Annotated in this window: 13 protein-coding genes; 8 read left to right on the top strand and 5 right to left on the bottom strand. The window is 63.3% G+C overall.

The features are described from left to right. Positions 1-179 precede the first annotated feature (179 nt). A complete protein-coding gene (locus PG898_RS18175; protein WP_161507516.1) occupies positions 180-446 on the top strand; it encodes a late competence development ComFB family protein in 267 nt (88 codons plus the stop codon). 7 nt (positions 447-453) lie between these two features. On the opposite strand, the gene PG898_RS18180 is transcribed toward PG898_RS18175, so the two are convergent. After that, positions 454-663, bottom strand: a complete 210-nt coding sequence (locus PG898_RS18180) for a hypothetical protein (protein WP_041206801.1) — start codon at positions 661-663, stop codon at positions 454-456. A gap of 304 nt (positions 664-967) precedes the next feature. Here PG898_RS18180 and nhaC point away from each other — a divergent pair, with 304 nt between their 5' ends. The 7 genes from nhaC to PG898_RS18215 all read left to right on the top strand — a co-directional run bounded on the left by nhaC (position 968) and on the right by PG898_RS18215 (position 9,083). Continuing rightward, complete coding sequence (nhaC, locus tag PG898_RS18185; RefSeq protein ID WP_270824791.1) at positions 968-2,377, top strand: Na+/H+ antiporter NhaC; 1,410 nt, start codon at positions 968-970, stop codon at positions 2,375-2,377. A gap of 105 nt (positions 2,378-2,482) precedes the next feature. After that, positions 2,483-3,406: a LysR family transcriptional regulator gene (locus PG898_RS18190; protein ID WP_270824790.1), complete on the top strand. Its 924-nt coding sequence runs from the start codon at positions 2,483-2,485 to the stop codon at positions 3,404-3,406. Positions 3,407-3,603: 197 nt separating this feature from the next. Next, positions 3,604-4,749 (top strand): ABC transporter substrate-binding protein, encoded by a 1,146-nt coding sequence (locus PG898_RS18195; protein ID WP_268422377.1) that lies wholly within the window; start codon positions 3,604-3,606, stop codon positions 4,747-4,749. Between the two features lie 72 nt (positions 4,750-4,821). Beyond that, positions 4,822-5,835: an ABC transporter ATP-binding protein gene (locus PG898_RS18200; RefSeq protein ID WP_128272242.1), complete on the top strand. Its 1,014-nt coding sequence runs from the start codon at positions 4,822-4,824 to the stop codon at positions 5,833-5,835. Further along, a complete protein-coding gene (locus PG898_RS18205; protein WP_270824789.1) occupies positions 5,832-6,800 on the top strand; it encodes an ABC transporter permease in 969 nt (322 codons plus the stop codon). The genes PG898_RS18200 and PG898_RS18205 overlap by 4 nt, the downstream gene beginning before the upstream one ends. A 7-nt stretch (positions 6,801-6,807) precedes the next feature. Further along, the gene (locus tag PG898_RS18210; RefSeq protein WP_270824793.1) at positions 6,808-7,623 is read left to right on the top strand and encodes an ABC transporter permease; all 816 of its coding nucleotides are present in this window, start codon (positions 6,808-6,810) and stop codon (positions 7,621-7,623) included. A 29-nt stretch (positions 7,624-7,652) separates the two neighbouring features. Beyond that, positions 7,653-9,083: a gamma-aminobutyraldehyde dehydrogenase gene (locus tag PG898_RS18215; protein ID WP_041211738.1), complete on the top strand. Its 1,431-nt coding sequence runs from the start codon at positions 7,653-7,655 to the stop codon at positions 9,081-9,083. A gap of 76 nt (positions 9,084-9,159) precedes the next feature. On the opposite strand, the gene cyoE is transcribed toward PG898_RS18215, so the two are convergent. The 4 genes from cyoE to PG898_RS18235 all read right to left on the bottom strand — a co-directional run bounded on the left by cyoE (position 9,160) and on the right by PG898_RS18235 (position 12,296). Beyond that, positions 9,160-10,065 carry a heme o synthase gene (gene cyoE, locus PG898_RS18220; RefSeq protein ID WP_005330425.1) on the bottom strand — a complete coding sequence of 302 codons (906 nt, stop codon included), beginning with the start codon at positions 10,063-10,065 and terminating at the stop codon, positions 9,160-9,162. Next, a complete protein-coding gene (locus tag PG898_RS18225) occupies positions 10,062-11,078 on the bottom strand; it encodes a COX15/CtaA family protein (RefSeq protein WP_042648178.1) in 1,017 nt (338 codons plus the stop codon). The genes cyoE and PG898_RS18225 overlap by 4 nt, the downstream gene beginning before the upstream one ends. A gap of 70 nt (positions 11,079-11,148) precedes the next feature. Then, complete coding sequence (locus tag PG898_RS18230) at positions 11,149-11,637, bottom strand: hypothetical protein (protein ID WP_042648177.1); 489 nt, start codon at positions 11,635-11,637, stop codon at positions 11,149-11,151. Next, positions 11,634-12,296, bottom strand: coding sequence for an SURF1 family protein (locus PG898_RS18235; protein WP_270824788.1), 663 nt, complete (start codon positions 12,294-12,296; stop codon positions 11,634-11,636). The genes PG898_RS18230 and PG898_RS18235 overlap by 4 nt, the downstream gene beginning before the upstream one ends. Between the last annotated feature and the right edge of the window lie 59 nt (positions 12,297-12,355).

Raw genomic sequence — 12,355 nt, forward strand, 5'->3', positions numbered from 1 at the left:
CGGAATTGGTAGACGCGCTAGCTTCAGGTGTTAGTGTCCCACGGATGTGAGGGTTCGAGTCCCTCTCTTCGCACCATTCATCATGCAAAAAGGCCCATCACGAAAGTGATGGGCCTTTTGTTTTTGCCCCTGTCATGGCTATGCTGTTGAAGATGCCATGCCACCACAGGGGTTTTCCCATGATCCTGGATACCGACATTCACAACTTCTATGAGCATCTGGTGCTCAAAGAGATAGAAAAACAGGGACTTAACCAGACACTGACCCCCTACCAGCTAGCCGATCTCTGTTGCCTGACCCTCAATCAACTCCCCTCTCACTACATACGCCACAACGTCGACATGATCTACTTCACCCCGGATGCCGAACGCACCGAGATGGAGCAGAAGGTCATCGCCTCCCTCCGCCAGGCCTACGACAAGATCCAGGCCGTCCCTTCCCGCTGAACGGCTCCTATAGCCAGCTTTGCTGCCAGAGCAGGGTGACGACCCCCGTCATGCCCGCGACCGGCAGCAGGATCAGCGCCGGCCTCAGCCTGGGTTCCAGCATGACCCAGGCGGCCAGCAAGAAGCCCAGACTCCACAGGCCGTATGCCTTGTCCTGACCCCAGCCCAACACCGCCAGCAAGGCTGCCAGCAAGAGACACCGCACTATCCAGATCATGATGATACTACCCACAGGATTAAACGATAACGATTATCGTTTGTGATTATGGGGAGTGCAATCGGACTTCTCTATGGGTTTTGGCTATTTGCCCTGCATCGACCTGATATTCAAAAAAAGCGCCGATGAGATCAACTAATGAGTAGATTTATCAAACATTAATGCATTTTTGCTAAATAAGTTGGGATTTTGCGCCCCGGGTTTGTGGTAGATTGCGGCCTCTTTTTGGGCCGGCCCCTCGGGATACGTGTATCCACAGGACGAGAGGGACCGACCTTGGCGAGCAAGAGTTTAGGAAGTATCTATGCAAAACCAACAAAACCACATCCGATTGCCTGGCATGGTGCAGGTGTTTGCCTGCCTGGCCATTTTCCTGGCCCTGGCCTTTTCGTTCACCAGCGTGCTCGATCTGCCGATCCAGCTGGCACTGTTCATCGCCTGGTTCATCATCATGGGGCTCGGCATCCGGCTAGGCCATGATTACAAGTCTCTGGAGCAGGCGGCCGTCGACGGCGTCGCCAAGGGGATGGGGGCAATATTGATACTGGTCTCCGTCGGTGCCCTGGTGGGCACCTGGATCGCCGGCGGCATAGTCCCCAGCATCATCTACTTCGGCCTCAAGGTGATACACCCCTCCATCTTCCTGCTGGCGACCCTGATCATCTGCTCCCTCACCTCGCTGGCTACCGGCACCTCCTGGGGCTCTGCCGCTACGGCGGGGATCGCCATGATGGGCATAGGCCACAGCCTGGGCGTCCCTGCCCCCCTGGTAGCCGGTGCCGTGCTCTCCGGCGTCTACTTCGGTGACAAGCTATCCCCCCTCTCCGACTCAGTGGTACTGGCCTCGACCATGTCCAACGTCGACGTGGTGGAGCACATCAAGGGGATGCTGCCCATCAGTCTGTTCTCCTACGTCATCACCGCCGCCCTGTTCACCGTGGTCGGCATGCAATACTCCGGCAACGTCAGCCTGGAGCAGGTCAACCTGGTGATGGAGGCCCTCGACAAGCAGTTCAACATCACCCCGCTGGCCATTGTGCCGGTGGTGCTGGTGCTGGGCCTGCTGGCGAACCGCAAACCCGCCTTCCCGGTGATCAGCTTCGGCGCCCTGCTCGGCCTTGTCTGGGCCATCGCCTTCCAGGACATGGATCCGGTCAAGGCGATGCACTCCGCTTATAGCCCGTTCGCCATCACCTCAGGCGTCGACTTCATCGACAACATCCTGGGTCGCGGCGGCATGGAGTCCATGCTGGGCTCGGTGGCCGTCATCATCTTCGGCTTGGGCTTTGGCGGCCTGCTGGAGAAGGTCGGCATACTGGCAGTGATCGCCAGCGCCTTCGAGAAGCGCATCAACAGCGTCGGCAGCCTGACCAGCCACACCATAGGCACCGCCTTCCTGGCCAACGTGTTCGGTTCCGCCATGTATGTATCCCTGATCCTGACCCCCAAGATCATGGCCAAGAACTACGACCGGCTGGGACTGGCGCGCAAGAACCTCTCCCGCAACGCCGAGTTCGGCGGCACCCTCACCTGCGGCATGGTGCCCTGGAGCGACAACGGCATCTTCATGGCCGGGGTTCTGGGGGTGGCCACACTCGACTACCTGCCCTACATGTGGCTCAGCTTCACCTGCATCATAGTGACCATCACCCTCGCCTATCTGGGCAAGGCGGTGAACCGGGTGCCGGTGATCGAGGCGGCCAGCTCCCGCTAACAGCAGGAAAAATACTGATAAAGGCGCCATCACGGCGCCTTTTGCTTGGGGGAAGTTCGGGGTTAAGCTGGCAGCCAACCTCGTCGCCCGTGGCAGGATGCCCAGATGAATTTTACCTTTCGCCAGATCCGTTACTTCGTGGCCGTGGCCGACAGCTTCTCGGTCAGCCGCGCCGCCGCCGAGCTGCACATCTCCCAGTCGGCAGTCACCAGCGCCATCCGCGAGCTGGAGACCGAGCTCGGCGCGGCCCTGTTCGAGCGCAACCCGCGTGGCGTCACCCTGACGGCCCAGGGCCACCAGTTTCTGCTCCATGCCAGGCGCATTCTCGGCGCCATGACCGAAGCCGGCCAGTCCCTCAAGGCGGTGGCCCAGCAGGATCAGGGGCAGCTCACCATAGGGGTGACGACGCTGGTGGCCGGCTACTACCTGTCGGAGGCCATAGGCCGCTTTCGCCGCGCCTTTCCGGCGGTACGCATCGAGGTGAAGGAAGACGAGCAGCCGTTTCTGGAGCATCAGATCGTCAACGGCGAGGTGGACGTGGGGATCCTGATGACCAACCGCACCATACGCCAGGAGGCGTTCGATACCGAACTGCTGACCCGATCACCCCTGCGGCTCTGGCTCGCCGCCAACCACCCCCTCTGCGCGGAATCGACCCTCTCCCTCAAGGCGTTAGGTGACGAGCCCATGATCTCGCTGACCGCCGATCAGCTGGATCAGATCATCGGGGCCGGCCTGCGCCGCTACGGCATCTCCCCCCGCACGGTGCTGCGCACCGCTTCGGTGGAAGCGGTGCGCAGCCTGGTGGCGAGCCAACTCGGGCTCGCCCTGCTGCCGGACTTTGCCTACCGCCCCTGGTCGCTGGAGCAGGAGCGGGTCGAGGCCCGCGCCATCAAGGAGCCCATCCCCGCCATCGACATCGGCCTGGTGTGGCGGCGCGGCTCGCGGCTCGACTGGACCGCCCGCGAGTTCATTGACATAGCGCGGGATCAGAGCCGGCTGCGGGCCCGCCAGCCGGTCTCCCGCTAGCCAGCGCCCTCAGGGTGATCACCGAGCCATCATCAAAAAAAGATTCATCTGCACTCGATATAGATTTGGCAGATACCTCTGGCGTCAAAAATTGAAATTCTCATTCCCACTACCTTCTCCTACGCTCATGACTGGTTAACAGGATGTTAAGCGCCATTGCGGTATCGCATGGCTCCAGTTCATGCAAGGAGAGCAAGATGAAACTGACCCCCCTGACCCTGGCCCTGATCCCTGCCCTGCTGGCAGGCCAGATCCAGGCCGCCCCGACCGAACTCGGCAAGGGTGAAGGCCAGCTCAACATCGTGGCCTGGGCCGGCTACGTGGAGCGCGGCGAGACCGACAAGAACTACGACTGGGTAACCGGCTTCGAGAAGGAGACCGGCTGCAAGGTCAGCGTCAAGACGGCCGCCACCTCGGACGAGATGGTGGCCCTGATGAACGAAGGGGGCTTCGATCTGGTGACCGCCTCCGGCGACGCCAGCCTGCGCCTCATCGCGGGGGGCAAGGTGCAGGCACTCAACCTGGCGCTCATCCCGAGCTACAGCAAGATAGACCCCCGCCTGCAGAATGCTCCCTGGCACACGGTAGATGGCAAGCACTATGGCGTGCCCTACCAGTGGGGCGGCAACATATTGATGTACAACACCAAGGTGTTCCCCAAGGCGCCCGACTCCTGGAGTGTAGTGTTCGAGGAGCAGACCCTGCCGGACGGCAAATCCAACAAGGGGCGGGTGCAAGCGTTCGATGGCCCCATCCACATCGCAGACGCCGCCCTCTATCTGATGACCCACCAGCCGGCGCTCGGCATCAAGGATCCTTACGAGCTGAACGAGGAGCAGTACAAGGCCTCCCTCGATCTGCTGCGCAAGCAGCGCCAGCTGGTGGGGCGCTACTGGCACGACGCCTTCGTCCAGATAGACGATTTCAAGAACGAGGGGGTGGTGGCCTCCGGCTCCTGGCCGTTCCAGGCCAATACCCTGATCGCCGACAAGCAGCCCATCGCCACGACTGTGCCCAAGGAGGGCGTCACCGGCTGGGCCGACACCAGCATGGTGCACAACGAGGCCAAGAACCTCACCTGTGCCTATAAGTGGCTGGAGCACTCCCTGAACAACAAGTTGCAGGGGGATCTCGCCTCCTGGTTCGGCTCGGTGCCCGTGGTGCCGGCCGCCTGCGAGGGCAACGCCCTGCTCGGGAAAGAGGGCTGCAAGACCAACGGCATCGACAACTTCGATCGGGTTCACTTCTGGCGTACCCCCGTCTCCCAGTGCAAGAGCCAGGGAACCTGTGTGCCCTACTATCGCTGGGTCTCGGACTATATCGCCATCCTGGGTGGTCGCTGAGCCTGCTTGAATCAAGGCCAATATTGGGCCGGACAGGAGTTCGGCCCGCACCTCTAGTGACAAGGACGTACCATGACAGCCGTACAATTTGACCGGGTCAGCCGCCACTATGGCGAGGTGAAGGCGGTCGACGACATCTCCTTCCAGATCCCGGCCGGCGAGTTTTTCACCCTGCTGGGGCCGAGCGGTTCCGGCAAGACCACCTGCCTGCGGATGATCGCGGGCTTCGAATACCCGAGCGAGGGGGAGATCCGGCTGTTCGGCGAACCCTGCTCCACCGTGCCCCCCTACGAGCGCAACCTCAATACCGTATTTCAGGACTACGCCCTGTTTCCCAACATGGATGTGCGCGACAACATCGGTTACGGCCTGATGCTCAAGGGCGTCGCCAAGGGCGAGCGTTACCACAAGGTGGACGAGATGCTGGAGCTGGTGCGCCTGCCCGGCGTCGGCAACCGCAAGCCCGGCCAGCTATCCGGCGGCCAGCGCCAGCGCATCGCCATCGCCCGGGCACTGATCAACCAGCCGCGCATCCTGCTGCTGGACGAACCGCTCGGGGCGCTCGACCTCAAGCTGCGCGAGCAGATGCAGCTCGAACTGAAAGCCTTGCAGCGCCAGCTCGGCATCACCTTCATCTTCGTCACCCACGACCAGCAGGAGGCGCTCTCCATGAGCGACCGCATCTGCATCTTCAATCAGGGCAAGATCGAGCAGATAGCCGCGCCGGATACCATCTACGACGCCCCCGCCACCCCTTTCGTCGCCCGCTTCGTCGGCACCGTCAACCTGTTCGAGGGGGAACAGGCCCGCCGTCTGTGCGGCGATGCGCGCCAGATGATGGTGCGCCCGGAGCGGATCCGGCTTGCCGAGGCCGGTACACCGGGCTGGTCTGGTGAGGTGCGCGAGGTGGAGTACCTCGGCCCCTTCGTGCGCTACCGGGTCGATCTCGGCGAGCAGCTCGAGCTCATCGTCAACCACCCCAACGAGGGCCAGGCCCGCCTGCCCCGTGGCGCCCGGGTCAGCCTCAGCTGGCCGGAGCAGGCGATCCATCGCCTGCACTCCGCCCACCAGGGAGCTCAACCATGAGTGCCCCCCACAGTGCGAGCCTTGCCATGAGCCAACCCACTGCCCCCCTCTCCTATCGGCCGCTGCGGCGCCTCTCTACCCTGCTCTACGGCCGTCCCGGCCTGCTGCTGGCCATCCTGCTGGGGCCGCCCCTGCTGTGGCTCGGCATCATCTATGTCGGTTCCCTGCTGATGCTGCTCTCCAACGCCTTCTTCGGGCTGGACGAGTTCAGCGGCCAGATCCGCCATGAACTGGGCCTGCAGAACTTCGTCGCCCTGCTGCGACCGGAAAACCTGGACGTCATCGGTCGTACCGTCTGCATGTCGCTGCTGGTGACCCTGGCCTGCGCCCTGCTCGGTTTTCCGATCGCCTACTACATGGCGCGCTACACCAGTGGCAAGACCCGGGCCCTGTTCTATGTGGGCATCATGCTGCCGCTCTGGTCCAGCTATCTGGTACGGGTCTATGCCTGGAAGCTGATCCTGGCCAAAGAGGGGGTGGTGAGCTGGCTGGCGGATACTCTGGGGCTGGATTGGCTGCTGGATGGCATCCTCTCCCTGCCGGTGATAGGCGGCCCCTCGCTGTCGTTCTCGCGGCTCGGCACCTTCATCGTCTTCGTCTACGTCTGGCTACCCTTCATGATCCTGCCGATCCAGGCGGCGGTGGAGCGGATCCCGCGCTCTTTGCTTGAGGCGAGCGGCGATCTCGGCGCCACCCCGGCCCAGACCTTTCGCACCCTGATCCTGCCGCTGGCCCTGCCAGGCGTGGTGGCGGGCTCCATCTTCACCTTCTCCCTGACGCTGGGTGACTACATCATCCCCGGCATCATCGGCAACTCCACCATGTACATAGGTCAGGTGGTCTACATGCAGCAGGGCACGGCGGGCAACCTGCCCTTCGCCGCCGCCTTCTCGCTGGTGCCCATCCTCATCATCGCCATCTACCTCACCATCGCGAAACGCTTGGGGGCCTTCGATGCGCTCTAATACCTCCATGAAACGGGACCACGGCAGCCAACCCTCCGGCCTGCTCAGGTACGCGGCCATCGGCGGCCTCCTGTTCCTGCACTTTCCGATCCTGTTCATCTTCCTCTACGCCTTCACCAGCGAGAGCAAGAGCTACCAGTTCCCGCCGCCCGGGCTCACCCTCAAGTGGTTCGAGGTGACCCTCAACCGCCCCGATGTGTGGCGCGCCATCCAGCTGTCGCTGGAGGTAGCGGGGCTGGCGACGCTGGCTGCCATGGTACTCGGCACCCTGGCGGCGGGGGCCATCGCCCGCAGCCGCTTCTTCGGCCAGGAGGTGGTATCGCTCTTGCTGGTGCTGCCCATCGCCCTGCCCGGTATCGTCACCGGCATCGCGCTGCGCTCCGCCTATGGGGTGATGGAGATCCCCTTCAGCTTCTGGACTATCGTCATCGGTCACGCCACCTTCTGCGTGGTGGTGGTCTACAACAATGCGCTGGCGCGCTTTCGCCGCACCAACCAGAACCTCATCGAGGCGTCGATGGATCTCGGTGCCGACGGCTTCCAGACCCTGCGTTACGTGATCCTGCCCAACCTCGCCACCGCGCTGCTGGCTGGGGGCATGCTGGCCTTTGCGCTGAGCTTTGACGAGGTGATCGTCACCACCTTCACCGCCGGCCAGCAAACCACACTGCCGATCTGGATGTATCAGGAGCTGATCCGGCCACGGGACAGGCCGGTCACCAACGTGGTGGCGCTCATCATAGTGGCCTTCACCACCATTCCCATTCTGCTTGCCTACTACCTCACCCGCGACGGCCAGGACGTCGCCGGCAGTGGCAAATAACGACTCAACGCGTGCGCAAGGATGCAACCATGAAACTCTCTACCCAACTCTTGATCGACGGTCAGTTCGTCACCGGTGACGGCCAGGCCGAGCCCATCCTCAACCCGGCCACCGGGGAGCTTCTCGCCTCGGTGCCAGAAGCTTCATTCGAGCAGGTGAACCGGGCGGTGAACGGTGCCCAGCGCGCCTTCGCCCAGTGGAGCCGCACCACCCCGGCAAGCCGCAGCACCCTGCTGCTGCGCTTGGCCGATGCCATCGAGCGCCACGCCGAGGAGTTTGCAGCCCTCGAATCCCTCAACTGCGGCAAACCCTATCTGGCTGTGCTCAATGACGAGCTGCCTGCGGTGGTGGACTGTTTCCGCTTCTTCGCCGGCGCCGCCCGCTGCCTGCAGGGGCCGCTGGCGGGGGAGTACATCGAGGGGCACACCAGCATGATCCGCCGCGACCCCATCGGGGTGGTGGGCAGCATTGCCCCCTGGAACTATCCGCTGATGATGGCGGCCTGGAAGATGGCCCCCGTGCTCGCCGCCGGCAATACGGTGGTGCTCAAGCCCTCCGAGCAGACCCCACTCACCGCCCTGCGCCTGGCGGAGCTCGCCAGCGAGCTCTTCCCGCGCGGTGTCATCAACATCGTCTGCGGCCGGGGCGAGAGCGTGGGGGCGCCGCTGGTGGAGCACCCGCTGGTGCGCATGGTGTCGCTCACCGGTGACATCGCCACCGGCCAGAAGATCCTGCAGAGCGCCGCCCGCACCATGAAGCGCACCCACCTGGAGCTGGGGGGCAAGGCGCCGGTCATCATCTTCGACGATGCGGATCTGGAGGCCGTAGTGGCGGGCATTCGCACCTTCGGCTTCTACAACGCCGGCCAGGATTGCACCGCCGCCTGCCGCATCTACGCTCAGGGCAAGATCTACGACAAGTTCGTCGCCGCCATGACCGAGGCGGTGGCCTCCATCAAGGTAGGCGGTCCACGCGAGGAGGGGGTGGAGATGGGGCCGCTCATCTCTGACCGGCAGCGCAACCGGGTGGCCAGCTTCGTGGAGCGGGCCCAGAGCAGCGGCCACGTGGAGGTGACGGCGGGGGGCAAGATCCGCCCCGGCAACGGCTTCTTCTTCGAGCCGACCCTGATCGCCCATGCCCGCCAGGAGGATGAAATCGTGCGCCGGGAGGTGTTCGGCCCGGTGGTGTCGGTGACCCGCTTCAGCGACGCCGAGCAGGTGGTGCAGTGGGCCAACGACTCGGACTACGGCCTCGCCAGCTCGGTCTGGACCCGGGATCTCGGCCTTGCCAGCAAGGTGGCCAGCCACTTGCAGTACGGCTGCACCTGGATTAACACTCACTTCATGCTCACCTCCGAGATGCCCCACGGCGGCATGAAGATGTCCGGCTACGGCAAGGATCTCTCCCTCTACGCGCTGGAAGACTACACGGTGCCGCGCCACATCATGGTCAAGCTCTGAACATGATTCAGGCTGGCTTCGGGGCCAGCCTGAATGTGCAAACCACTACCCATATCCCCTGCCAGATACTTCCCCCCTATGACAGCCGCCACAACCAGTGGTGATCCAGAATAAGCAGACCAAACAGCAACATCAGGTGATAGATGGAGAAGCGGAAGGTGCGCATCGCCTGACCGGGGCGATCCGAATACTTCAGCAACCAGCCATGCCAGCAGAACCCGAGGTTCAGCGCCAGACTGCCGATCAGATAAAGCAGCCCGGACATGCCGATCAGGTAGGGCAGCAGGCAGACCAGGGTCAGGATCATCAGATAGAGCAGGATTGCCGTCTTGGTGAATGCGATGCCGTGGGTGACGGGCAGCATGGGAATGTTCGCGCCGGCATAATCATCACGTCTGTGGATGGCCAGGGACCAGAAGTGGGGCGGCGTCCAGGTGAAGATGATCATCACCAGCAGCCAGGGCTCGGCCGAGAGCCCTCCCGTGATGCTGGTCCAGCCCAGCAGCGGTGGCATGGCCCCTGCCAACCCGCCGATGACGATGTTCTGTGGTGTGGCCCGCTTGAGCAGCAGGGTATAGACGACCGCATAGCCAAACAGGCTGGCCAGGGTCAGCCAGGCGGTCAGAGGATTCACGCCCCAATAGAGCAGGACGAAGCCCGTCAACGCCAGCCAGAGCGCAAACACCATCGCAGACTTAGGCCCGATCCGCCCCATGGCGACCGGTCGCCAGCGCGTTCTGCGCATCTGGGCATCGATGCCGTGATCCAGAGAGTGATTCATGGCCGCGGCCCCCGCAGCCAGCAGCCCTATCCCCGTCAGTCCCAGCACCATCTCGTCCAGTGAGGCCTGGGTCGGCTCGGCCAGCAGCATGCCGACCCAGGCGGTCAGCAGCAGCAAGGCCACCACCTTGGGCTTGGTCAGTTGGTAGTAGTCCCGCAACAGCCGGGTGTCGATGAAGCGGGCCAATGACTTGCTGTTCATGTCTGACTCCTGATCGCCTCAGGCGACAGCGAAGGGGAAAGCCGGGGGCGGGAGAGCCGCCCACGGGCCAGTACACAACACACCAGCAGGTGCGCCGCCACCAGGTTGTGCGCGAGGGCATTGGCCAACGGCAGGGCCAGGTGGACATTCGCCAGCCCCAAGGCAATTTGCACCAGCAGCAGGGCCAGCAAGCCCCCCCCCAGGAAGCGCAACGGGGCCCCCTGACGGATCAGAGCGAGGGCAAAGCCCCCCACCAGCAGGGCGGTGGCAAGGGCTCCCAGACGATGGGCGATATGGATGGTCTGGCGCGCCTCCTTGCTCAGCACCCCGAACTCATAGCTAGCGTGGCCGAACGGCAGATGAAATGCCTCCTCCCAGTTCAGCTGCGCCTGCCAGCTCCCCTGACAGAGAGGCAGCTCGACGCAGGCCATGGCCGCATAGTTCGCCGACGTCCAGCCCCCCAGCGCTATCTGAAGCAGCAGCACACCGCAGGCCGCATTGCCCAGCCAGGGCAAGCCCTCACCGTGGCAGACGGGCGCGTTCGCGGGGGAGCGCACAAGCTCGGTCCGATAGAGCCAGAGCAGGGTCAGGATGGCGAACCCACCCAGCAGATGGGTGGTCACCACCAGAGGATGCAGCGCCAGCGTCACCGTCCACATACCAAGGGCTGCCTGGCCAACCACCAGCACCAGCAAGGCCCCCGAGAGGTGGCGCAGACGACCGCCAGCGCGCCAGCTCAGCATGAACAGCAACGCAATCACACCACCCAGCACACCGGCGAAGTAGCGATGAACCATCTCGCTGCGCGCCTTGTGAGGCTCCAGCGGTGTATCCGGATAGAGCTGGGCCGCCCGCTCCATATGCACGGATTGGGGGACGGCCAGGGAGCCGTAACAACCGGGCCAATCGGGGCAGGCCAACCCGGCATCCGTCAGCCGGGTATAGGCACCGAGCACGATGACCAACACCGCCAGCACAATGGCGATCGATGCCAGCCTCTTCTGTATTTTCATACGCCCCCCCGCTGAAGCTTGTACCCGGATGATGGCAACAGGACACACGACACAGGCCTCAGGTGCGCGTTCATTGCACACCTCGCTGATACTTGAGCAGTTGCTGCAGATCCGACAGCACTGCCTTGCCAAGCAGCGGCCACGCCGCCGTGCTGGCCGGCACCTCGTAACGCAGAATGGCCAGCCCTTGCGAGTCCACCAGCATCATATCGCCCGCCCGCACGGCTCCGTTCGCCCCGCGCGGCGGCGCATCGGTCAGTTGCACCAGTTCCAGCTTGTCCAGATTGCGGCCAAGGGCGCTTTGGATCCGCGACATCAACTCTGGCACCTGCTGGCATTGCGCCTCACAACGCCTGGCAGCCAGATAGACCAGCCGCCATTTGCTCTGATGGGACGGGAGCGGCTGCAACAGATAGACCTCCCGATCCAACCAGGCCCCCTTGTTGCGAGTACCGGGTTCATACCAGCCCTGCCTCAGGGTCAGCGCAGCCAATACCACAGGCAGCAGTATCACCAGCCAAAAAAGGACAGGTACCTTCCATCTTGACCATGAGTTCATGGGGACAACCTCCTTGTCAGCACCAGACCGCCCACCAGCATCACCAGTGCCAGCCCAAGCCATTGCACTGCATACGCCCTGTGCTTCTCGGGCGGCATGACATTCGGCTGGTAGTGATGGAGGAAGGGAGTCTGCCTTTGATAAAACACGGCGTCAGCAAGGGGCGAGCCGATGATCTCGCTCAGAGCATTCACCCTGATGGACTGCAGCCGGTTAGGATAGGGGCCGGACTCTATGTTCTGACCCAGCAAGACGCCACCGGGGGCTGTGCGCAACAGACCGTCGAGCTCCAGAGTTGCCGGGATGACGGGCCTTGGCAGCTGCTGCCGGCTGGCGGGTGCAGGCACCCAGCCCAGGTTGACCAGCAACAAGGGACGGGCATCACCGGCGCGTACCGGTATGATGACGTCATAGCCGATCTCGCCCGCCACCGCCTGGTTGTCCAGCAACCAGACATGAGGGGACACCCATTCGACCTCCCCTCCCAGTGACAGGCCGTCCAGTGACTCGAGGTTGCGCCAGTCGATCCGGGCAAGCGTCAGTGGCGCCACCTGCTGCGCCACTGCCATCCGCCCCAGCCAGGCCTCTTTCTCCATCCCCCGCTGCCACTGCCAAAGCGACAGCTTGCACAAACCCGCCGTCACAACCAGAGTGAACATCAGTACGATCCAGCGCCTGTGATGCCATGGTCGCTGCTTATCCCATGTAGCCATGTCAC

This window comes from Aeromonas sp. QDB31 (assembly GCF_027707605.1).
Lineage (GTDB): Bacteria > Pseudomonadota > Gammaproteobacteria > Enterobacterales > Aeromonadaceae > Aeromonas > Aeromonas media.